This is a genomic window from Flavobacterium branchiicola, assembly GCF_018383905.1.
GTDB lineage: Bacteria > Bacteroidota > Bacteroidia > Flavobacteriales > Flavobacteriaceae > Flavobacterium > Flavobacterium branchiicola.
In genome coordinates, this window is the sequence record NZ_JAGYWA010000002.1 from 371,966 (window position 1) to 393,992 (window position 22,027).

Here is a 22,027-nt window from a genome sequence, read left to right on the forward strand (position 1 = left end):
ACATTGATTATCATTAGTATACACGATAATTTTAACACAATGATGTAGCTATGTAGTAGTGCTGTTTGATGTACTACAACGTTGTAATTGTTTAATTTGGCTCTACTAACTTAAACGATTACATACTGTATGAAAAATTTTATTTTTAGCTTTTTAGCACTCTTGTTGCTGCCATCATATATGATGGGACAGGCACAGGCAATTAAAGGAAAAGTAGTAGACAGTAGTGGAATGGGAGTTCCGGGAGCTATAATTAGTGCTTCGGAATCCAGAACATCTACTGATGCTGACTTTGATGGTAATTTTACCATTAATGCTAAGATTGGAGAAACTTTAAAGATCTCTATGCTTGGTTTTGATTCTGTATCAACTACTGCTACTGCAGGAGCTATGTCGATTACCTTAAAAGAAGCAGGCGATACTGCTTTAAAAGAAGTTGTTGTAATTGGTTACGGTACCAGAAAGAAAATTGATAATACTTCGGCCATTACATCATTGAAAGCTGAAGATGTTACAAAAACAAAGGTAATGAATGCTTCACAAGCTATTCAGGGTAAAGCTGCTGGGGTTCAGGTAATTTCATCTGATGTTCCGGGAAGTACACCTTCAGTGGTTATTAGAGGATTAGGTACTGCACTAGGAGGAAGAAATCCTTTATATATTGTTGATGGAATGCCAACTGAAAACATCAATAATATTAATACCAATGATATTACTTCTTATGAGATTCTTAAAGATGCTTCTTCATTAGCAATCTACGGAACGAGAGCTGCAAACGGAGTTATCATTATTACTACTAAAAAAGGTAAAGGAGATAAAGTTTCGGTAGAAATTGAAAGCTTCGGAGGTGTTAGAACACCGCTTAAAAAGGTTAAAATGGCTGACGCAAATCAATATGCAAACTATTCTAACGCAGCCTTAGGAACAAATAAATTCTCTACAGATCAACCAGTTAATACTAATTGGCTAGACGAAATTACAAGAACAGGAACTTATACACAAAATAATATTTCTATTTCTGGTGCTTCAGAAAATGTTAAATACTTTTTTAGTGCTGGTAACTATCAGGAAAAAGCAGTTCTTAACGGTTTAGATTATAGCCGTACAAGTTTTAGAAATAACAATGAGTTTAAACTTTCTAAAAAAGTTACTTTAAATCAAAACTTCAGTTTTACATCAGCTAATTCTGCTCCAAAACCGCTAAGTGCATTTACAAATGCATACAAACAATCACCAATTGTTCCTGTACGTTTTGCTAACGGTCAATATGGTGTGCCTTTCGCAGATGCTAATGGAGTAGCAAGTCCAACTGGTAGCTCATTTAACAATGTTGGAAACCCAGTTGCACAATTAGATTTTTATAATGAGCAACAAAGAAGTGTTACTCTTCAAGGTGGTTTGAAATTAGATTATCAAATCATTGATGGTTTAAAGTTTACCTCACAATTTAATGGAGAGTATTATACTTGGAAACAATATAATTATGAAGATACTAAAAATGTTTGGTTAGCGGCAAATCCAACTCGTGTTGAGTCGAAATATCCTTCATCAGATCCTATCAATTTATTGACAAGAGGAAGAGAGCAGTATTTCAACTGGAATTTATCTAACTATTTTACTTACAATAAAGTATTTGCTAACATTCACGATGTTGAGTTAACGGCAGGTATTGAGACTTCTGTAAAAGGCCCTAGAGAGAAATTGGTAATTACTAGAAAAAATGTAAGTCCGGATTCTAATTATTGGTCTTTATATAATGCAACAGATTCAAAAGGTGTTGATTATTCTGGTACTGTTACAAATTTACAAGATATCGTTTTCAACGAAAGTAAATTAGCTTCTTATTTTGGTCGTGCTCAGTACAAATTAATGGACAGATACTTATTGACGGGAACTATCAGACGTGACGGATCATCAAACTTTGCTAAAGATTATCGTTGGGGAACTTTCCCATCTGTAGGTCTTGGTTGGATTATGACAAAAGAAAGCTTCTTATCAGATATTAAAGGAGTTGATTTAATTAAATTAAGAGGAAGCTGGGGTAAATTGGGTAACCAAAATGTACCATTAAACAATCAAGGTTATGCTTCTGGATTAAATAGTTATTTAGGTGGTTCTATTTTAAATGAAGGTACTAGTATTACTTCTCAAATTGACCCTACTTTAACATGGGAAATTACTGAAGAAACTTCTGCAGGTATTGATTTTGAATTCTTAGGAAACAGATTAAAAGGATCTGTTGATGTTTATAATAAAAATACTGATAATGTTATTTTGAACATTAAGCCTTTTCCAACTTCTGGTATTACTGTAGCAACTCCATCTCATGTTGGTGAAGTTTCAAACAAAGGATATGAATTAGCATTACGTTGGGACGATAAAATTACTGACGATTTAAGCTACTGGGTAGGAGGTAACTTCTCTCACAATAAAAATGAACTTACAGGTTTAAAAGATGTTTCATTATCTCAGGTTATTGGAGGTAATTTAGGAAATGGACAGGATACTAAGTTGTTGTACAACAACTCAATTGGTCAGCCATTAGGTAGTTTTTATCTTTATGAATATGCAGGTGTAGATCCGGCAAACGGAAATATGCTTTACTATAATGCTTCTGGTGCCAAAGTAACTCAGGATGCATTATCTGCAACAGCTGATAAAAAATATGTAGGTTCAATTTTACCAACATCTAACTACGGAGTTTCTTTAGGAATTGTTTACAAAAACATTGATTTCTCAGTAGACGGATATGGTACAGGTGGAGCAAAAGTATACAATGGTAAAAAAGCGCAACGTTTTGGAGGTGAAAACATAGAAGCTTCTATGACAAATGATTTTTGGTCACCAACAAATACAACTTCGCCAAATCCAAGACCATTTAATACGGTTCCTGTAGCTTCAACTTACTACATGGAATCTGGAGATTTCTTTAGAATCAATAACATCACTTTAGGTTATAAACTTCCTCTTAAAGAAGATCAATTTATTAGTTCTTGCCGAATTTATTTTAATGCAATCAACCCTTTCATTACACAGAAATACTCTGGTTTTTCTCCTGAGTTAAATGGTGATGGTAATCCTTACGGAACACAAGGTGTAGAATTGGATGCTTATCCAACATTAAGATCATTTGTAATTGGTGCTAATTTAAAATTTTAATATTATGAAAAAGATATATATATCAATCTTCGTGTTAGCAGCATTTACCTTTACAGGATGTGCTGATGATTACTTGGATGTTAAACAATCAGAAACAGTTTCTACAGACGACATCGAATTGTATAACAATGACAATGGAGCAAAAACATTTGTTACTGCTATTTACAGCAAGTTTTTGGACTGGGATATGAGTTCATTTGGATGGATTGGTTTAGCAAGTATTACATCTGATGATGCTGACAAAGGTTCAACACCAAGTGATACAGGTACTGATAAAGATGTTTTGGATGCCTTAACTTATAATGCATCAAATCCATCTGCTGAAAGTACATTTAATGCTAACTACGACGGAATCAATAGATGTAATCAGGCATTGGCTATTCTTCCTAAATTAGATAAAGCTGATCCTGCATTAAGAGATAGATTAATGGGTGAGGCTAAGTTTTTAAGAGCTTTTATGTACTTCACATTAGTGAAATGTTACGGCGGTGTGCCAATTGTTGATCACGTATCTAGTATTCCATTATCAGCAGAAGATAAAGCAATGCAGTTAACTCGTAAAACAGCTGCTGAAGTTTATGCTTTCATTGAAAAAGATTTAAATGAAGCTGCTGCGGTTTTACCAAATAAATCTCAATATGCTGATGCTGAAAAAGCTAGAGCTTCAAAAGGTGCGGCTTATGCTTTATTGGCCAAAGTAAGCTTGTATCAGAAAAAATGGCAAAGTGTTCTGGATAATTGTAATAAGGTTACAGGATACATTATCTCTCCCGATTACGCTAAAATGTTTAGGCTTGAAGGAGAAAATGATGGAGAATCTATTTTTGAAATAAATGGTGTTGGTTCTGTACCAGCACGTGGAATTCAAGGATATTCAAACACTCAAGGTGTGCGTGATTCTTGGGGATGGGGTTTTAACCAACCTTCTCAGAGTTTAGTAGACGCTTATGAAGCAGGAGATGTTAGAAAAGATGCAACTATTATTTTTAGAGGAACAACTTTGTATGATGGTACTGTAGTTCCAACAGTAGAAGTTGAAGAAGGACAAACGGATCCTAATCCAAGATATAACTATAAAGCTTATTCTTCTGCATTCACAAATGGATGGGAAACAGATGCCAATATTAAGTATTTAAGATATGGCGAAGTTTTATTAATGAAAGCGGAAGCTTTAAATGAATTAGGCCAAACTTCAGAAGCTATTTCGCTGCTTAACATAATTAGACACAGAGCTGGTTTAGATGAAACACCTGCAACTTCTCAAGCGGCAGTTAAAACGGCGATCTGGAAAGAAAGAAGAGTTGAATTAGCATTTGAATTTGACAGATTCTTTGATTTAGTTAGAACTGGTCAGGCTAAAGATGCCTTTGCTGCTGACAAAAGTATTTATTTCCCTAATGGAAGAGTATTTACAGTAGGTAAAAATGAATTATTCCCAATTCCTGCATCATTTATTTTGCAGGCTCAAGGTTTAAGTACTCAAAATCCTGGTTATAATTAATACCATTTATATATCACTTCCTTCAGTTTACTGAGGGAAGTGATTATTTTTTACATTTTAAATTTTTTATAATGATTAGAATTTCAGTTTTATTTTTAGCTTTTACTTTTTTTGGTTGCGGATCAAATGCCGACAAAACAAAAAAGAATACAGGAGAAAATACTTCTGGCGTTGTATTGACAGATGAACAACTTTTAGATGTCGTTCAAAAACAAACCTTTAAATATTTTTGGGATTATGCCGAACCAAATTCCGGATTAGGAAGAGAACGTTATCATCCTGATGGGAATTATCCAGACAAAGACCCCCATATTGTAACAACAGGAGGATCTGGTTTTGGATTAATGGCAATTGTTTCAGGAATGTCAAGAGGTTATGTTACAAAAGAAGAAGGAGTAAAAAGATTAGATAAAATTGCCGATTTTCTTGCAAAAGCAGATCGTTTTCACGGAGCATGGTCACACTGGATTGACGGAAATACAGGAAAAGTAAAACCATTTGGGACTAAAGATAACGGAGGAGACTTAGTCGAAACCTCATTTTTAATTTCAGGCATGATTACTGTTCGTGAATATCTGAAAGATGGTTCTGAAAAAGAGAAAGCAGTTGCAAAAAAATACGATGCACTTTGGAAAGGTGTAGAATGGCAATGGTATACTAATAACAAAAATGTTCTGTACTGGCACTGGTCACCAAACTACGACTGGCAAATGAATTTCCCGCTGGAAGGATACAACGAATGTTTAATTACTTATATTTTGGCAGCTTCTTCGCCAACACACGGTATTGATGCAAAAGCATACCATGAAGGCTGGGCAAGAAGTGGCGGAATTGTTTCTTCAAAAACTAAATATAATATTCCTTTAGTGCTAAAACACAACGGTGCTGAAGAATTTGGCGGGCCATTATTTTGGGCGCATTATTCTTATGTAGGATTAGATCCTAATCAATTAACAGATAAATATGCAAACTATTGGGATCTGAACGTAAATCAGGTTAAGATCGATTACCAATATTGTTTAGAAAATCCTAAAAAGTTTAAAGGTTACGGTAAGGATTATTGGGGCTTAACAGCATCTTATTCAAGAAATCCTGACGGTTCAATTGGATATAATGCACACATGCCAAGCAATGATCAGGACGTAATTTCTCCGACTGCTGCAATTAGTTCAATTGTTTATACGCCAAAAGAATCAATGGCTGTAATACGTAATTTATACGAAAATCATAAAGATAAAACTTGGGGCGATGCAGGCTTTTATGATGCACTAAGTTTAGGAAATGACAATTGGGTAGCAAAACGCTATTTAGCAATTGATCAGGGCCCGGAAATAGTGATGATCGAAAATTACCGTACAGGTTTACTTTGGAAATTATTTATGAATGCTCCGGAAGTAAAACAAGGATTAACAAAACTTGGTTTTAAATCAGGTAAATACGGAATTTAATATTCTATGAAGTATAAAGCAGCATTTTTATTTCTGTTCTTTTCTATAATTGTTTTTGGACAAACAGAAACAACCGGAAAAATCAATACAGTTATAATGTCTAAATATGAGTTGGGTTATGTTCTACATCGTCCGGCAAATGTTAAGGAGAAAAAGCCCTTAATCGTTTTTATTTCGGGAGATGGAGAAAAAGGAACCGATCTTGAAAAAGTAAAAATTAACGGTCCTTTAAAATATTTAAAAACGCACCAATTAGACGCTTATGTTTTAGCACCGCAGTGCAAAGAAGACGAAAATTGGGATATAGAATCAATTTACCAGCTGATTGTAAAAATTCAGAAGGAAAACAAAATTGATTCTGATAGAATATATGTTACTGGTTTGAGCTCAGGAGGCTGGGCTTCATGGAATTTGGCTTTTGCACATCCGGATCTATTTGCCGCAAACATACCTGTCGCAGGCTTTGTAGATTTAATTCAGTTAGAAAAAACGTGTGAAATAGCCAATATTCCAACCAGAATTTTCCACGGATTATTGGATGATGTGGTAAATGTGAATTATGCAATTGCGATTTACAAGGAATTGAAAAAATGCAATGCAAAAGATGTAAAGCTGACGATTTTTGATGATGCAAATCACGATAGTTGGACAAAAGTTTATGACAATCAGGAAATATACGACTGGATGTTTAAACAGAATAAAAAGAATACGAACAAATAAATAAAATAGAATGAAAAACAAATTAGTCTTACTTTTTTTAGGATGTGCTGTTTTGGGTTACGCTCAAAAAAAGAACACAAAGAGTACAGTAAAAATTAAACCTAAGTCGGAGTTTGTAGCAGAGTTAATGTCAAAAATGACATTAGATGAAAAATTAGGGCAATTAAATTTACCTACATCAGGAGATATTACAACAGGACAGGCAAACAGCTCCAATGTTGCAAAAAATATTGCTGAAGGTAAAGTAGGAGGTTTGTTCAACATTAAATCAGTTCAAAAAATTAAGGAAGTTCAAAAAATTGCGGTTGAAAAAAGCCGTTTAAAAATTCCTTTGCTTTTTGGTATGGATGTTATTCACGGATATGAAACAACATTCCCAATTCCGTTAGGATTGTCTTGTACCTGGGATATGGGCTTAATTGAAAGAAGTGCGCAAATTGCTGCAAAAGAAGCTAGTGCAGACGGAATCAACTGGACATTTTCACCAATGGTAGACATTTCTCGTGATCCGCGTTGGGGAAGAGTTTCTGAAGGTTCAGGAGAAGATCCCTATTTAGGAAGCCAGATTGCAAAAGCAATGGTTAATGGTTACCAACAACACGATCTTTCTAAAAACAATTCAATTTTAGCTTGTGTTAAACACTTCGCATTATACGGTGCTCCGGAAGGCGGACGTGATTACAACACAGTTGATATGAGTCACATCAGAATGTTTAATGATTATTTCCCTCCTTACAAAGCAGCTGTTGATGCTGGTGTAGGTTCGGTTATGGCTTCTTTCAATGAAATTGACGGAATTCCTGCAACAGGAAATAAATGGTTAATGACAGATATTCTAAGAAAACAATGGGGTTTTAAAGGTTTTGTGGTAACAGATTTTACAGGAATCCCTGAAATGATCGAGCACGGAATGGGAGATCTTCAACAAGTATCGGCTTTGTCATTAAATGCAGGAGTTGAAATGGATATGGTTGGAGAAGGTTTCTTAGGAACTTTGAAAAAATCTTTAGATGAAGGAAAAGTTAAAATCGAAACAATCGATAATGCTGTTAAACTGATCTTAGAAGCAAAATATGATTTAGGTTTATTCCAGGATCCTTATAAATATTGTGACGAAAAAAGAGCTAAAACTGAAATCTTTACAATGGATAGCCGTAAAGAAGCGCGTGATATTGCTGCACAATCTTTAGTATTGTTAAAAAACCAAAATCAGGTATTGCCTCTTAAAAAATCAGGAACTATTGGACTTATCGGACCATTAGCAGATGCTAAAGAAAATATGCCAGGAACCTGGAGTGTAGCTACAAAAATGGAAAATGCTATTTCATTATTAGCAGGAATCAAAGAAGTGGCGGGAGCAGGAACAAAAGTTTTATATGCAAAAGGAAGTAACTTAGATTATGATGAAACTTTTGAAACTAACGCAACAATGTTTGGAAAAACATTACACCGTGATGGTCGTTCAAAAGAAGAATTATTAGCAGAAGCTCTAAAAGTTGCTGAGCAATCAGATGTAATTGTAGCCGCTTTAGGAGAATCTGCAGAAATGAGCGGAGAATCAAGCAGCCGTACCAACTTAGAAATTCCTCAGGCACAAAAAGATTTATTAAACGCTTTATTAAAAACAGGAAAACCAGTTGTTTTAGTTTTATTCGACGGACGTCCGTTGGTAATTACAGACGAAGCAAAAACAGTTCCTGCAATCTTAAACGTTTGGTTTGCGGGTACAGAAGCAGGTTACGCTATTGCTGATGTTTTATTTGGAGATGTAAATCCTTCAGGAAAATTGACTTCAACTTTCCCAAGAAGCGTTGGTCAGTTGCCAATTTATTACGCACACAAAAACACAGGAAGACCACTTTCTAACACAGAAGGAAAATTCGAGAAATTCAGATCAAACTATATCGACGAAAGAAACGAAGCTTTATTCCCATTTGGATTTGGTTTAAGTTATACCACTTTTGATTATTCAAATTTGAAGATTTCATCTGATAAAATGAATCCAACAGGAAAATTAAAAGTTACAGTTGATTTGGCTAATACAGGAAATTTTGACGGAAAAGAAACAGTTCAGTTATACCTCAGAGATTTAGTTGGTTCAGTAACAAGACCAGTTAGAGAATTGAAAGGTTTCCAAAAAATAGCACTTAAAAAAGGTGAAAAACAAACAGTAAGTTTTGATATTACTGTTGAAGATTTAAAATTTTATAACTCTGATTTACAATTCGTAGCAGAGCCTGGACAGTTTGAAATTTTCGTTGGAGGAAATTCAGCTGCCGACAAGAAAGTTAGTTTTGAGTTAACTAAATAGTTGGTTTATTGATTAGTAATTAGCCCTTCGTGTTGGTTAGCGAAGGGCTTTTTTTCTAGTATAAAGCTCGCTTTTAATTTCTAAATCGTATGAATACTTTTAAAATAACTTCATTAGTTCTGTTAGTAGTTTTTTCTTCCTGCAGTGTACAAAAGAATGGCATTGTAGCACATCGTGGTGCCTGGAAAAAAAATAATATGCCCGAAAACTCCATAGCATCTCTAAGACATGCCATCGATTTAAATTTGACAGGATCAGAGTTTGACGTTTGGAGAACCGCAGATGATTCACTTGTCATCAATCACGATGCACATTACAATAAATTGCTTATTGAAGAAACCAATTACGCAGATTTACAAAAGTTTAAATTGTCTAATGGTGAAAAGTTGCCAACGTTACACGAATACATTTCAGAAGGAATAAAAAATAATAAAAATACTCTTTTGGTTTGCGAAATCAAACCTTCGGAAATCAGTAAAGAAAGAGGACAAAAAACGGGTGTAGCAGCTGTCGAAACCATTAAAAAATTAAAAGCCGATAAAAATACCTGCTACATCAGTTTTGATTATGATATTCTAAAACAAATCAGAGCGATTGATTCCAAAACATCATTGCAATATCTGGAAGGAAATAAATCTCCAAAGGAAGTTAAAGCAGACAAAATTAATGGTGTTGATTATCATTATTCCGTTTTCAAAAAACATCCGGAATGGATTAAGGAAGCAAAAGACAACAATATTATTCTAAACGCCTGGACAGTAAATGAAGCGGCAGATATGGATTGGATTATTGATCATAAATTCAATTATATCACTACAAATGAACCGGAGCTTTTGCAGGAGAGAATAAACAAGAAAAAGTAATTGCATTACAAAAACAAACCAAATCATGAAAAAAATATATAAACAGTTTACATTGCCCGTTATATTGTTTGCGCTGTTTTTTAACAACAATATTCAGGCTCAAAATCTGGCTCTTCCGGGTAAAACGGAATGGTTTGATCCAAATAAGCCAGCGACGACTTATTGTAATCCAATCAATATTGGCTACAATTATACAACTCACAATCATAACGGAATTCCGGAATCCCGCCGTTCAAGTGCAGATCCGGTAATTATTACTTACAAAGGCGAATATTACTTGTTTGCGACCAATCAGGCTGGTTTCTTTTGGAGTAAAGACATGTCAGACTGGAATTTTGTTTACGGAAGTTTTCAGAGACAACCTGGCGATGATGACCAGTGCGCACCAGCTGCGTGGGTTGTAAACGATACCTTATTTTACGTTGGTTCAACTTGGAAAAGAGACCATCCAATCTGGAAAACTGCCGATCCAAAATCAGGAAGATGGACACGTCACGTAAACAAAGCCATGTTACCAACCTGGGATCCTGCCATTTTTCAGGATGACGACAAAAAAGTCTATATGTATTATGGATCAAGCGGAAAATTACCACTTGTAGGTACAGAAGTCGATTATAATACCTGGCTGCCAAAAGGAAATCAGGCAGATTATGCAGAATTATACAAAGCGACAGAAGTAGAAGATATTCAGCGTCCGTACGGTCAAATAAAAGAAGTTGTAGGTTTAGATCCTGCAAATCATGGCTGGGAGCGTTTTGGTCCTAATAATGATATGGAACCGGCTCCGTGGGGGAATTTTATTGAAGGAGCCTGGATGACCAAACACAACGGAAAATATTATATGCAATATGGTGCGCCAGCAACTGAGTTTAAAGGCTATGCAAATGGTGTGCATGTAGGTGATAATCCGTTAGGGCCTTTTACTTATCAAAAACATAATCCGATGTCATACAAACCAGGCGGATTTGTAATTGGTGCCGGACACGGAAATACTTTTGCAGATAACTATGGAAATTACTGGAATACCGGAACGTGTAAAATCTCTATTAAAGATCGTTTTGAACGTCGTATTGATATGTTCCCTGCCGGATTTGATAAAGATGATGTAATGTATTCTATTACGGCTTATGGCGATTTTCCAACCGTTCTACCAACCAGTGAGAGAAATCAGGAAAAAGGAGCTTCAAAAGGCTGGATGTTGCTTTCGTATAAAAAACCGGTTACAGTTTCTTCTTCGGAGGATTGTATGGAAGTCGAAACCCATAGAATGGATAATGGAGGGAAAAAAGTGTACGAGAAGTTTTGCTACGGTGCAAATAATTTAACAGATGAAAATATTCAGACGTATTGGTCGGCAAAAACAGATGCTCCCGGAGAATGGCTGCAACTTGATTTAGGACGATCAATGGATATAAATGCCCTTCAGATCAATTATGCCGATCATAAAGCAACTCAGTACAATAAAGCAATGGATATTTATTATCAATATAAAATCTTTATGTCTGATGATGCTCAAAACTGGACATTGGTCGTAGATAAATCTCAAAATACGAAAGATGTTCCTCACGATTATGTAGAATTGACAAAATCATTTAAGGCGCGTTACATCAAAATGGTAAATATTCATAATGCATCCGGATTATTTGCAATCTCAGATTTCAGAGTTTTCGGAAACGGATTAGAAGCCAAACCAAAAGCAGTTTCTAATTTTAAAGTGGCGAGAAATGCTAAAGATTCAAGAAATGCAATGATTAGCTGGAAAAAACAGACAGATGCTATTGGATATAATATTTATTACGGAATCAGCCCTGATAAATTGTACAACAGTATTATGGTTTATGACGAAAGCTCATACGATTTTAGAGGATTAGATAAAGGCACAAAATATTATTTTACAATTGAACCATTCAATGAAAATGGAATTGGTACAAAAACTAAAATTATAGAAGTGAAATAGATTTTAGCCTATAAACTTATAAAGACCTTGATTGCAAACAAAATAATTTGCAATCAAGGTTTTTTTTTGAGAAAAGGTGAAACAAAAACTCTTACACGTCTGAAGAATTTTGTTCCTTTGTGAAAACAACCCAAAAACGGAATAAACCTATGAAAAAAACGATTCTTTTAACCGCAATAGTTTTAAGCGGATTAACATCTTTTGCGCAGTCAAATGATGAAAAGAACATTAAATTATTTTATAAAAAAGCTTTAACCGAAGCTAAATGCTACACTTGGTTAGAATATTTGTCAAATGATATCGGAAGCCGTCTGTCAGGATCAGCAACTGCAGAGCAGGCAGTTCAGTATACTAAAACGCAATTAGAAAGTTTAGGACTGGACAAAGTTTACCTGCAGGAAGTTATGGTACCGCACTGGGTACGTGGCGCCAAAGAAACAGCTTTTATTTTAGACAATAAAACCAAAACGGCTGTGCCAATTTGTGCTTTAGGAGGTTCAGTTGCAACAGCAAAAACAGGACTTACTGCAGAGATAATAGAAGTTCAGGGCATCAAAGAACTGGAAGCACTTGGAGATAAAGTAAAAGGAAAAATTGTGTTTTACAACAGACCAATGAATCCTGAAAACATCGAAACATTTACCTCTTACGGAGCATGTGTTGATCAAAGATATGCCGGAGCAAAAGAAGCGGCAAAACTAGGCGCAGTAGGAACAATTGTTCGTTCGATGAATTTACGTTTGGATGATTTTCCACACACAGGAGCACAGAGCTACGGAGATTTACCAAAAGAGCAATATATTCCAACAGCAGCGATTAGTACAAACGGAGCAGAATTGTTAAGTGCGAGTTTAAAACGTAACCCGTCTTTAAAATTTTATTTCAAACAATCTTGTGAAACTTTGCCGGATGTTAAGTCTTATAATGTAATCGGAGAATTAACAGGAACAGTAACTCCGGAAAACATTATGGTCGTTGGAGGACACTTAGATTCCTGGGATTTAGCTGATGGTTCTCATGATGATGGAGCAGGAGTAGTACAAAGTATGGAGGTAATTCGTATTTTGAAAAACTTAAACTACAAACCTAAAAATACCATTCGTGTAGTATTGTTTATGAACGAAGAAAATGGAGGAAAAGGTGGAGCGAAATATGAAGAAGTTTCTAAGCAAAAGAAAGAGAATCACATTTTTGCATTAGAAAGTGATTCAGGCGGATTTTCACCACGCGGATTTTCAATTGAAGCTGATGATGCCAATTTAAAAAAGATACAAGGATACAGAGATCTTTTTGAGCCTTATTTAGTACATAGTTTTACAATTGGCCACGCAGGTTCAGATATTAATCATTTGACGTCTCAGGCAATCGTTAAAGCGGGTTTAAAACCAGATTCACAACGTTATTTTGATTACCACCACGCAGCAAATGATAAATTTGACGCTATCAACAAAAGAGAGTTAGAACTTGGTGCTGCAACAATGACTGCATTAATGTATTTATTAGACCAAAACGGAATCGAAACAAAAAAAGCAAATTAAGATTTTTAAATAAATTTGAAAAGCCACAAATTTGAACATGCCCCAAAAAGTTAAAAACTATTTGGGGCATTTTTTTTTGTACTTAATTCCGTAGGAATGTGTCATATTGTAGCGACGGATTTCAATCCGTCAGAGCAGGTGTAAATTATCCGAAAATCCAATTGGGACAAATCATATAGTAAGAATCAAGATTTCATCGCAATCAAATAATAAAAAAAGGCAATAGGAATATTCGATAACAAAATCAAAATTTTAATGCCAATAACTTTTCGTTGCTGAGGCAGATGAATAAAACGATCTGTTAAATGAACAAGCATAATTGTATTGACAATGATGGCACCTAAAGCAAATGGCCAGCCAATTACTAAAACAGTCGGACTTTCATTTGAAAGAATATAAAGAAGCATTAAAACTGTACTGATGATAAATGAACCAACAGCTAACTCGGTTGATTCTTTTTCTTCAAAAGGGTTGTCGTTAAGCGTTTTCATAATTTTAAATATTAAAAGTTTGTTTAATAGACTGAACAGGCATAAAAAGCATTTTTGAGAAATCTAAATAATGAAACGGAAGCGCTTTTCTTCCTCTTCTGTATTGATGAATGAAATACTGTATTCGTTTAGGATAAAAAGTAGTACCGGATAAAATGACCATAAACAAATACAAGCTTTTCTTTCCGTTTCCCAGCAAATAATACTGCATTCCAATTTCTTCGTAAACAGAAATTCCCGTATTGGTTAAAACATGAATGATGTCGTGATCTTCCAGTTTTTCCTGAATGTCAAAATGATTTTTATACAAAAAACTACCCAGACCAAATCCTAAACTATCTTCCGGATAATCCATTAATTTCGATTTTGGAATATTCCAGGGCTCATTTTTCTTGAAATATTTTTGATAAGGTTTCTTCGAACATTCGTATAGTTTTTCAATTAAAAAATCTCTCATAAAATAGTTTTAAAAAGTTCTTTGAAATTCAAAGTTGGTTAGCAAATAAAAAAGCCAGAGAATTATCCACTAGCTTTTTTTGGATATTAATAAGTGTCTATTACAGTTTTTAATAAATTAGAATTGGCAAGATCAGAAGGGGCAACGACTTTTTCTTCAAGCGGAATATCTTTTCCATAACGCTCTTTTAGAATCTTCTGAACTCGTGTGTCTTCAAGGTTAAATTCTTTCAGTTCCCGTAGTTTAGATAACTCAATTCCTGCAGCATTCTTGTAAATCTTCCAGATCAGTTCAGAACAGTAAATCCTGTTATCTGTCCATTCAAAATAAGCATCATATTCTTTACCATCAAATTGCTGGCTGTACTCTTTCATTTTTTGTAAAACCTGCGGATTCAAAGCGCTGTCATCTTTTAATCTTTTTACCACATACTTATTATCTTTTCCGTGTTTAATCCAGTCTTCAATAGGTGTAAGTTTCACGGGCTGAACCGCTTCAAAAACAAACCATTTTCCGTCAATATCATAAATAATTCCGCAGTGCGAAAACTTAGAATTAGTTGCAATACGAACCGCTTCACATTGTTTCGATTCTGAAGTCTGAAATATAATATCGCCGTCTTTGTATTTGCTTGCAACCGTTTTTTCAGGTGCTGTTCCCGTAAACGGATTATTTGGAAAAACTTTCAGGGCAACAAACAAGGCGCATCCAAAACTTAGAATAAAAGTAATCAGCGGAAATAAATATTTTTTCATAAAGTATATTTTTAAAGTACTTTGAAGTACAAAGTAAATAATAAAAAAAATAGCTGCCAAATAAAATGACAGCTATTTTTTAAATATATTTTTATGCAAATATTAGATTCTGAAAATTCCTCCAACGGCAATAATACGTTGAAAGTAAGTAAAGTGTTGAGAGGCTTTATCTTCGTTACTTGTTGTCGTTTTAATATCCTGCATATTGATATAACCACCTTTCAACTCACCCTGAATATAGAAGTGCTTGAAAAAAGTAACATTAAGACCCGCTTTTGCAGAAACACCATAACCCGAAACATGAAAGTCATCATGACGTTCTTTACCTAAAAGTGTTGTATTGGTTTTAGGATATAAAATTCCGGCACCCAAACCTTCAGTTAAATTAATCTGAACTTTATCAATATTAGGCAATCCAAACCATTTAGAAACATCATCAAATCTTGCGACCTCAGTGTTAATGTAGTTTAAACCATCTGTATGTTCGTACATCAGGAAAGCTGGAGGATTTCCTTGCTGAATACCATTATCATAACCACCTTCCTGAGCACCATGTAAAGACATGTCTACTGGTCTGTTGATATACTCACCGTTGTAGTATGATCCGGGATCATCTGCAGGTAAATTGATGTTACCGTTTATGTTTGCAATTTGATTTTGTGACATTACATATTTCATATGGTCAACACCAATTGTTACACTATAATGATCGCTAAAAAAGTACCCCAATCTTAAATTAGTTTGTGGAATCGTCATATTTACCGGATTAATATAGTCTACGTGCCAACCTTTTGGTTTATCATGTGCGGCCATATTTTCAACTGTAAAGTTGTAATCCTTACCTCTGAAATTTACATCAGATTTAGAGTAACTTTCTCTGTTTCCACCCCACATAACAAAGAATTTTCCTTTATTGTGAGCAGCATATTTTTGTACCGGAATTTCATCTTGTGCAAAAGTGCTTAATGAAAATCCCAGCAAAACGAAAAATAAAAATTTTGTTTTCAAAGAACTTAGTATTATAATTTTAGAATGAGTTAACTGTTTTTCTAATAGCAACTAACTTAGTCATTAAACCTTCGAAATAGTCTAAATGAAGCATATTAGCGCCATCACTTTTTGCATTAGCAGGATCAAAATGCGTTTCGATAAAAATACCATCAACACCAACTGCAATACCAGCTTTGGCAACAGTTTCGATCATATCTGGTCTTCCGCCCGTAACACCGGCAGTTTGATTGGGTTGTTGTAACGAATGCGTAACATCAAGTACTGTAGAAGCATATTGCTGCATAGTAGGAATACCTCTAAAATCAACAATCATGTCCTGATAACCAAACATAGTACCACGATCTGTAACCATTACGTTTTCGTTGTTACAGTCTAATACTTTTTGAACCGCATGTTTCATGCTTTCCGGACTCATAAATTGTCCTTTTTTCAGGTTTACCACTTTTCCTGTATTGGCCGCAGCAACAACAAGGTCAGTCTGGCGAACTAAGAAAGCCGGAATTTGCAAAACGTCTACGTATTGTGCCGCCATTTCAGCATCTTCATTCGTATGAATATCTGTAACTGTTGGAACATGAAACGTTTCCGAAACTTTTCTTAAGATTTTTAATGCTTTTTCGTCACCAATTCCAGAGAAACTATCAATTCTGGAACGGTTTGCTTTTTTAAAAGATCCTTTAAATACATAAGGAATCTGAAGGTTGTCGGTAATACCAACTAATTTTTCAGCAATTCTAAGCGCCATTTCTTCTCCTTCGATAGCACAAGGCCCCGCCAATAAAAAGAAATTCCCGCTGTCAGTATGCTTAATTTGAGGAATATGTTGTATGTTCATAATATGATTTTTTGACAGTGCAAAGGTAGTTATGATTTATGAGTTTCAGATGAAGATTTATGATTATTTTAAGAACTACCATGGCTGGCTGGCAGCTAATAGAATTAGTATATTTTTAAAATTTCTTAAAAATGATTAAATACTTTTTTCGAAGCAATATTAAAGCATTAATGGAAACTAATAAATGACATTTATCATGTCCTAAAGTTTTGCAGTTAATACTTTTTTTGCTCTCCACCTTTTAATCAAAAACTAAATTGAAATCACTAAAATAAGAAGCAACAGAAGTAGCTATTCCTGCTATTCGCTTCAATCTTTTTATCGTAATCCTTTTTTTCTGGGTCCTTGCAGGAGCTTCCGTTGGTCGCTCTGCAACGACCATAAAAAATAGGCTTTCTCAAAAAAGGATTTCCGCTGCTATCAGGGCTAGTACTTTAGTGGAATTATGTGAAATTAAGTTAAATTATTTAAAGTGGATTGGTCTAAAGATTATTGCTGGAATGCTTTGAGAAAGCTCTTTTCGTTTTTGAATAAAACCTCCAAAAAAGCGCCTGACTAATAAAAAACATAACATTGATTAACGTAATGGAATAAACAATAAGATGCGTTTTTTGAATCAGTCTTTCAGCATCTAAAGTATTAAAATTGAAAAACTCATAATAACTGATTTTCGAAATAATAATAGCCGGAAGAGTCAGTAAAAAATGAACTATAAATCTTCTAAAGCTAAATTCATTCAGGATTTTAGAAAGTTTCCAATAAAAATAAACAGTAACAATTAGAATCAGAAATTTTAATAAATCTCCCATAATTTCGCCGGGAAAAATATTAGTATTCCAGCCTGGAACTATAGAGGATAAAAAATCAGACTGTAAGTAAATAATGTAATACGGAAATATAATTAGAGACAAAATCAAGAATACAATAAATGCCGTTTTTGTTCTGATCATTTTGTTTTATCTAAGTTTTTTATCGCTCCATTTTTTAATAAGGAACTGAATAATTATTACCACTATAAGTACCACAATAAAAAATAGTGTAGCCATGATGAAACCTAAAAAAGGCATTCCGCATTTAGTTGCATTTGGATGTTCTTCAAAGTATTTGGAGAAATTATAGTTTACAATATACACCGCAACAAATGAAAACACTAATTGGCTTATAAAACTTATTCCTGATATGGTTCCAAATTTTAACGAATTAGATCTAAAAATGGCTTTTGTTCCTATTATTAATTGAAATAATAATGGCAGAAGGATTAAAATAAAGGGTAGCCGACTGAGCATAATTTTAGTTCTTGAAAATTAATTAAAAAACTACTCTTTTTTAAGAGTCAATCCCATCGGAACCATTAAGATTCCTTTTTCATAAATGTTCAAATAAAGAGTAATTGGCTTTTTTTGTCCTTCCCACGTTAATTCATAAACATTCAAAAATCCGGCGCCCATATCGCTTCGTTTTGTTGGAAAAGGACAGCACGTCTCCATGCGTTTATAAGTGATTTTTTCACCATTTGGACCAGCAAGAGCGTTAAGGAAACGTACTTCGTTTGCTGCTTCGTCTCTGGTATTTCTAAAAAATATATTTACAGGATAATCAGGATCATAACCGTACTTTTTGTCTTTACTAAACAATGAAATTACAAACGTATTATTTTTAGTCAAAACCAAATCCGGAGCATTATCATCAACATTTTTCAAAGTTGATTTTGTACTTATACAGGAAGCGGTTGAAAGAAGTAAAACAATAAAAAGTGCTATTTTTTTCATGATAAAGGTTATTTCCGAAGCTAGATTATTCTTTTGGTTTTTTTGGATTCAGTTTTAATATTCCAACCACAATCAGATATTGTGCCACAAGATAGGTTAACATTATAAAAAACGAACTTTTTTCAATAGACGAGTAGAATTTGTTGATTGCTAAAATACTATCTGAAAGTACAAATACTATTGCGCCTAAAAAAACGTAAAGATTGCCCGGTTTTTTCCATACTAAATAGCCATTAAAAGCAAACAAAAGCATAAATGAAATAACGGTCGCATATACAATTACCGGAATTTTTAATTCTCCCAATGAAGGCAATAAAAGAGTAAGCATCCCCACTAAATACAGGGCAATTACAACAGATCCGAGTACAAATAGTGTTTTATTCTTTTTTCTTTCTTTTTTGCCTTGTTTATTAAAAAGTACACAATACAGAATGTGTGAAATTAGAAAAGCAACTAATCCAAGGATAAAATAAATTTCGCCCATATCTGTAAAGAGCAGAATTACATCGCCAATCCAGGAAAATAATAAAGCGCTTAAAAGGATATTTTGTGATGGAAATTTTCTGTAAAAATAGGCGCCTAAACTTAAAAGAGGAATTAAGGCCGGTTTTAAAAAACAATCCAGATTTTCGTATCCTAAAAGCATGGCAAAGAGATAAAAAATGCTGAATAGGATGTAGGCTTTAAAAAATGTTGCGTTTCTCATCGTGGGGTTAAGAATTTATTAGTTGGTTTTGGTAAGTTTTAAAGTCGATCGTTACAAAATATATGGTGGTTAGAAACGATAAACTCAGGTAAGCTAAAATAATATAATTACTGGCAGAAAAAACATGATTTAAACCAAACCAGTCTCCGTAATATGTGATAATTGAAACTGCAGTTGCAAAACGTAAACCTTCCCAGAAAATAGCATATTTGCTTTTATCCATCAGTTCGGAGTAGCTGTAAATAGTCACCAGAATAAAAAAGCCGTAGATAAAAATATTTGGAAGCCCGATTTTGGCAATATTATCAAATAGATAACTCACAAACAAAAGTGTTATCAACATTTGTACAACTGACCAATAAACAAGTTTTGATGAGTTTTGTGTACCGTATTTATCAAAATCAAAAACATTTTCGATTTTGTTTACCGGATATTTTTCTTCAAAATTTTCAGGTCTCCAGCCTGTTGGTTTAAACCAAATCGTAAATTTATCTTTCCAGTTTTCGGCACGCCACGCATCTTGAATTAATAAACCTAAATGCTGAAAATTAATACGGATCGGGTTCCATGTATTTGCTGGTCTAGTTATTCCAAAAACTGGCGGAACATCGTCTAGTTCTTCCTGAAAAGTACCAAAAAGCTTGTCCCAGAAAATAAAGATCTGAGAATGATTTTTATCTAAGTATTCAGGATTTATAGCATGATGCACACGATGATGCGAAGGTGTAACAATGATGTGTTCCAGAAAACCCATTTTTTTGATGTGTTTGGTATGATACCAAAACTGCAAAAACAAATGCAAAGGCAATGTAATAGCAATAACCGAAGCCGGAACGCCCAAAAGGGCAGCAGGAATTAATAAGAAAGTAAACAAGTTAACTAAACTGGCAATTGGCTGACGAAGAGCACAGGCCAAATTGAATTCTTCGCTACTGTGATGAATAGCATGTTTGTTCCAGAGAAAATTGATTTGATGCGCCAGACGATGGCTCCAGTAACCATAAAAGTCAATGACAAAAAAGCCAATACAATAAGAAAGAATACTTGGTTCTAAATGCTGTAAAGCAATTTTAGAAACCAGCCATTCATAAGAAAGGAAAGTTATACTTAGTCCCAAAACATCCTTTACAGAATTGGTTATTCCTGAACTTATGCTGGACACACTATCTATTAAAGGAGCAGTGTCGTCTTTTTTATAAATGCCATATAGCTTTTCTATCACTATTAAGGTTAGAAATATGGGCATCGCAATAATTAATATCTTTCCGTATTCTTCCATAAAAAAAACATTCTATTTTATTTCAAATATAGAATAAAATAGAATGTTTTTTAAATTATTTGCAATTAAACAATTTCGGCGCTAAGCCCAGCTTCCAAAAGTTGTAAACATTGAGGTTTCAGTTTGTCAATCGGACCTGTTTTTACAGTACATTTTCCGTTGTAATGTACAATTAAGGAGCATTGTTCTGCTTGTTCTGCCGTGTGGTTACAAACGCGCATTAAGGTATCGATAACATGATCAAATGTATTAACATCATCGTTATACATAATGATTTCATTATTGAAACCTGTCGCTTCTTTTTCCCGAACTTTTTCTCTTACTTTTTCTTTAGTACTCATCTTTTTTAGTTTTTGTACTTTGTAATTGATATTAACTAATTTACGTATTTTAATGAAACCCAGTTGTTTCTTTGAAATTTTTTAACATAAGTTAAACCTTTTTCAGTACATGAAGCGTCGATAAAAGGAACATCTTCTTCATAAAAACCACTAAAAAGGATAATACCTTTAGGGTTTAAAGAATCAACATAAACCTGCATATCGTTCAACAAAATATTTCTATTGATGTTTGCAATAATCAAATCGTATTTTTTACCAGCCAATAAAGCAGCATCGCCCTCATAAACGCTGATATGTTTGCAATTATTGCGTTCAGCATTTTCGATAGAATTTAAGTAACACCAGTTGTCAATGTCAATTGCATCAATTGGTTCGGCACCTTTCATTTCAGCAAGAATTGCCAGAATTGCAGTTCCGCAGCCCATATCTAAAGTTTTCAGACCTTTAACATCCATTTCTAATAAATGCTGAATCATCATGTGTGTAGTTTCATGATGTCCGGTTCCAAAACTCATTTTAGGCTCAATAACAATATCAAATTCGGCATCAGTTTTTGGGTGAAAAGGAGCACGAACGTGGCATTTTCCATCAACATCAATAGGTTCGAAGTTTTTTTCCCATTCCTCATTCCAGTTTACCTGATCGATTTCTTCAATAGTATATTCGATTTTAAACTCTTCCGATTGCAAAATGTAAATATCATCCAGAATGTTTTCATCCCACAAATCTTTCTTCACAAAAGCCGAAATACCGTTTTCAGTTTCCGTAAAACTTTCAAACGCTTTCTCGCCTAATTCAGCAACTAAAATTTCTGATCCTAATTCTTTCGGCTCAATCGTAAAATGATATCCTAAATATATATTCGACATAAATTATTTTTTTGCAA

Annotated in this window: 20 protein-coding genes; 8 read left to right on the top strand and 12 right to left on the bottom strand. The window is 34.2% G+C overall.

What is annotated here, in order from left to right; all coding sequences use genetic code 11:
• Positions 1-129 precede the first annotated feature (129 nt).
• The 8 genes from KHA98_RS05220 (at position 130) to KHA98_RS05255 (ending at position 13,497) form a co-directional block, all read left to right on the top strand.
• Entirely contained in the window at positions 130-3,159 is a 3,030-nt protein-coding gene (locus KHA98_RS05220) for a SusC/RagA family TonB-linked outer membrane protein (RefSeq protein WP_213255983.1), read from the top strand.
• A 4-nt stretch (positions 3,160-3,163) separates the two neighbouring features.
• The gene (locus KHA98_RS05225) at positions 3,164-4,660 is read left to right on the top strand and encodes a RagB/SusD family nutrient uptake outer membrane protein (protein WP_213255985.1); all 1,497 of its coding nucleotides are present in this window, start codon (positions 3,164-3,166) and stop codon (positions 4,658-4,660) included.
• Between the two features lie 71 nt (positions 4,661-4,731).
• Positions 4,732-6,108, top strand: coding sequence for a glucoamylase family protein (locus KHA98_RS05230; RefSeq protein WP_213255987.1), 1,377 nt, complete (start codon positions 4,732-4,734; stop codon positions 6,106-6,108).
• A 6-nt stretch (positions 6,109-6,114) separates the two neighbouring features.
• Positions 6,115-6,828: a carboxylesterase family protein gene (locus KHA98_RS05235; RefSeq protein ID WP_213255989.1), complete on the top strand. Its 714-nt coding sequence runs from the start codon at positions 6,115-6,117 to the stop codon at positions 6,826-6,828.
• Between the two features lie 10 nt (positions 6,829-6,838).
• Positions 6,839-9,139 carry a beta-glucosidase BglX gene (gene bglX / locus KHA98_RS05240; RefSeq protein WP_213255990.1) on the top strand — a complete coding sequence of 767 codons (2,301 nt, stop codon included), beginning with the start codon at positions 6,839-6,841 and terminating at the stop codon, positions 9,137-9,139.
• A gap of 89 nt (positions 9,140-9,228) precedes the next feature.
• Positions 9,229-10,002, top strand: a complete 774-nt coding sequence (locus tag KHA98_RS05245) for a glycerophosphodiester phosphodiesterase family protein (RefSeq protein WP_213255992.1) — start codon at positions 9,229-9,231, stop codon at positions 10,000-10,002.
• A 25-nt stretch (positions 10,003-10,027) separates the two neighbouring features.
• On the top strand, positions 10,028-11,959 hold the full coding sequence (locus KHA98_RS05250; RefSeq protein WP_213255994.1) for a family 43 glycosylhydrolase: 1,932 nt from the start codon (positions 10,028-10,030) through the stop codon (positions 11,957-11,959).
• Between the two features lie 149 nt (positions 11,960-12,108).
• A complete protein-coding gene (locus tag KHA98_RS05255; protein ID WP_213255996.1) occupies positions 12,109-13,497 on the top strand; it encodes a M20/M25/M40 family metallo-hydrolase in 1,389 nt (462 codons plus the stop codon).
• A 185-nt stretch (positions 13,498-13,682) separates the two neighbouring features.
• Here KHA98_RS05255 and KHA98_RS05260 read toward each other — a convergent pair whose 3' ends face one another.
• The 12 genes from KHA98_RS05260 to prmA all read right to left on the bottom strand — a co-directional run bounded on the left by KHA98_RS05260 (position 13,683) and on the right by prmA (position 22,010).
• Complete coding sequence (locus KHA98_RS05260; protein WP_213255998.1) at positions 13,683-13,988, bottom strand: hypothetical protein; 306 nt, start codon at positions 13,986-13,988, stop codon at positions 13,683-13,685.
• Between the two features lie 4 nt (positions 13,989-13,992).
• Positions 13,993-14,445, bottom strand: a complete 453-nt coding sequence (locus KHA98_RS05265) for a hypothetical protein (RefSeq protein WP_213256000.1) — start codon at positions 14,443-14,445, stop codon at positions 13,993-13,995.
• Positions 14,446-14,531: 86 nt separating this feature from the next.
• Positions 14,532-15,200, bottom strand: coding sequence for a YiiX family permuted papain-like enzyme (locus tag KHA98_RS05270; RefSeq protein ID WP_213256002.1), 669 nt, complete (start codon positions 15,198-15,200; stop codon positions 14,532-14,534).
• 102 nt (positions 15,201-15,302) lie between these two features.
• Positions 15,303-16,208 carry a hypothetical protein gene (locus KHA98_RS05275; protein ID WP_213256004.1) on the bottom strand — a complete coding sequence of 302 codons (906 nt, stop codon included), beginning with the start codon at positions 16,206-16,208 and terminating at the stop codon, positions 15,303-15,305.
• 19 nt (positions 16,209-16,227) lie between these two features.
• Positions 16,228-17,046 (bottom strand): 3-deoxy-8-phosphooctulonate synthase, encoded by an 819-nt coding sequence (gene kdsA / locus KHA98_RS05280; RefSeq protein ID WP_213256006.1) that lies wholly within the window; start codon positions 17,044-17,046, stop codon positions 16,228-16,230.
• A 482-nt stretch (positions 17,047-17,528) separates the two neighbouring features.
• A complete protein-coding gene (locus KHA98_RS05285) occupies positions 17,529-17,996 on the bottom strand; it encodes a hypothetical protein (RefSeq protein WP_213256008.1) in 468 nt (155 codons plus the stop codon).
• A 6-nt stretch (positions 17,997-18,002) separates the two neighbouring features.
• The gene (locus tag KHA98_RS05290) at positions 18,003-18,332 is read right to left on the bottom strand and encodes a hypothetical protein (RefSeq protein WP_213256010.1); all 330 of its coding nucleotides are present in this window, start codon (positions 18,330-18,332) and stop codon (positions 18,003-18,005) included.
• Between the two features lie 30 nt (positions 18,333-18,362).
• Entirely contained in the window at positions 18,363-18,815 is a 453-nt protein-coding gene (locus tag KHA98_RS05295) for a 2-dehydro-3-deoxyphosphooctonate aldolase (RefSeq protein WP_213256012.1), read from the bottom strand.
• 25 nt (positions 18,816-18,840) lie between these two features.
• Positions 18,841-19,521, bottom strand: a complete 681-nt coding sequence (locus KHA98_RS05300) for a lysoplasmalogenase (protein ID WP_213256014.1) — start codon at positions 19,519-19,521, stop codon at positions 18,841-18,843.
• A gap of 7 nt (positions 19,522-19,528) precedes the next feature.
• Entirely contained in the window at positions 19,529-20,800 is a 1,272-nt protein-coding gene (locus KHA98_RS05305) for a sterol desaturase family protein (RefSeq protein WP_213256016.1), read from the bottom strand.
• 65 nt (positions 20,801-20,865) lie between these two features.
• On the bottom strand, positions 20,866-21,141 hold the full coding sequence (locus KHA98_RS05310; protein ID WP_213256018.1) for an ATP-dependent Clp protease adaptor ClpS: 276 nt from the start codon (positions 21,139-21,141) through the stop codon (positions 20,866-20,868).
• A gap of 35 nt (positions 21,142-21,176) precedes the next feature.
• Positions 21,177-22,010 carry a 50S ribosomal protein L11 methyltransferase gene (gene prmA / locus KHA98_RS05315; protein ID WP_213256020.1) on the bottom strand — a complete coding sequence of 278 codons (834 nt, stop codon included), beginning with the start codon at positions 22,008-22,010 and terminating at the stop codon, positions 21,177-21,179.
• Between the last annotated feature and the right edge of the window lie 17 nt (positions 22,011-22,027).

What these genes read in the sequence shown, in the direction of transcription:
- KHA98_RS05220 (WP_213255983.1), top strand. Translation starts at nt 130, where the DNA reads ATGAAAAATTTTATTTTTAGCTTTTTAGCACTCTTGTTGCTGCCATCA.
- KHA98_RS05290 (WP_213256010.1), bottom strand. Translation starts at nt 18,332, where the DNA reads ATGCTCAGTCGGCTACCCTTTATTTTAATCCTTCTGCCATTATTATTT.
- KHA98_RS05225 (WP_213255985.1), top strand. Translation starts at nt 3,164, where the DNA reads ATGAAAAAGATATATATATCAATCTTCGTGTTAGCAGCATTTACCTTT.
- KHA98_RS05300 (WP_213256014.1), bottom strand. Translation starts at nt 19,521, where the DNA reads ATGAGAAACGCAACATTTTTTAAAGCCTACATCCTATTCAGCATTTTT.
- KHA98_RS05250 (WP_213255994.1), top strand. Translation starts at nt 10,028, where the DNA reads ATGAAAAAAATATATAAACAGTTTACATTGCCCGTTATATTGTTTGCG.
- kdsA (WP_213256006.1), bottom strand. Translation starts at nt 17,046, where the DNA reads ATGAACATACAACATATTCCTCAAATTAAGCATACTGACAGCGGGAAT.
- KHA98_RS05255 (WP_213255996.1), top strand. Translation starts at nt 12,109, where the DNA reads ATGAAAAAAACGATTCTTTTAACCGCAATAGTTTTAAGCGGATTAACA.
- KHA98_RS05230 (WP_213255987.1), top strand. Translation starts at nt 4,732, where the DNA reads ATGATTAGAATTTCAGTTTTATTTTTAGCTTTTACTTTTTTTGGTTGC.
- KHA98_RS05270 (WP_213256002.1), bottom strand. Translation starts at nt 15,200, where the DNA reads ATGAAAAAATATTTATTTCCGCTGATTACTTTTATTCTAAGTTTTGGA.
- KHA98_RS05260 (WP_213255998.1), bottom strand. Translation starts at nt 13,988, where the DNA reads ATGAAAACGCTTAACGACAACCCTTTTGAAGAAAAAGAATCAACCGAG.
- KHA98_RS05310 (WP_213256018.1), bottom strand. Translation starts at nt 21,141, where the DNA reads ATGAGTACTAAAGAAAAAGTAAGAGAAAAAGTTCGGGAAAAAGAAGCG.
- KHA98_RS05245 (WP_213255992.1), top strand. Translation starts at nt 9,229, where the DNA reads ATGAATACTTTTAAAATAACTTCATTAGTTCTGTTAGTAGTTTTTTCT.
- bglX (WP_213255990.1), top strand. Translation starts at nt 6,839, where the DNA reads ATGAAAAACAAATTAGTCTTACTTTTTTTAGGATGTGCTGTTTTGGGT.
- KHA98_RS05285 (WP_213256008.1), bottom strand. Translation starts at nt 17,996, where the DNA reads ATGATCAGAACAAAAACGGCATTTATTGTATTCTTGATTTTGTCTCTA.
- KHA98_RS05265 (WP_213256000.1), bottom strand. Translation starts at nt 14,445, where the DNA reads ATGAGAGATTTTTTAATTGAAAAACTATACGAATGTTCGAAGAAACCT.
- KHA98_RS05295 (WP_213256012.1), bottom strand. Translation starts at nt 18,815, where the DNA reads ATGAAAAAAATAGCACTTTTTATTGTTTTACTTCTTTCAACCGCTTCC.
- KHA98_RS05235 (WP_213255989.1), top strand. Translation starts at nt 6,115, where the DNA reads ATGAAGTATAAAGCAGCATTTTTATTTCTGTTCTTTTCTATAATTGTT.
- prmA (WP_213256020.1), bottom strand. Translation starts at nt 22,010, where the DNA reads ATGTCGAATATATATTTAGGATATCATTTTACGATTGAGCCGAAAGAA.
- KHA98_RS05305 (WP_213256016.1), bottom strand. Translation starts at nt 20,800, where the DNA reads ATGGAAGAATACGGAAAGATATTAATTATTGCGATGCCCATATTTCTA.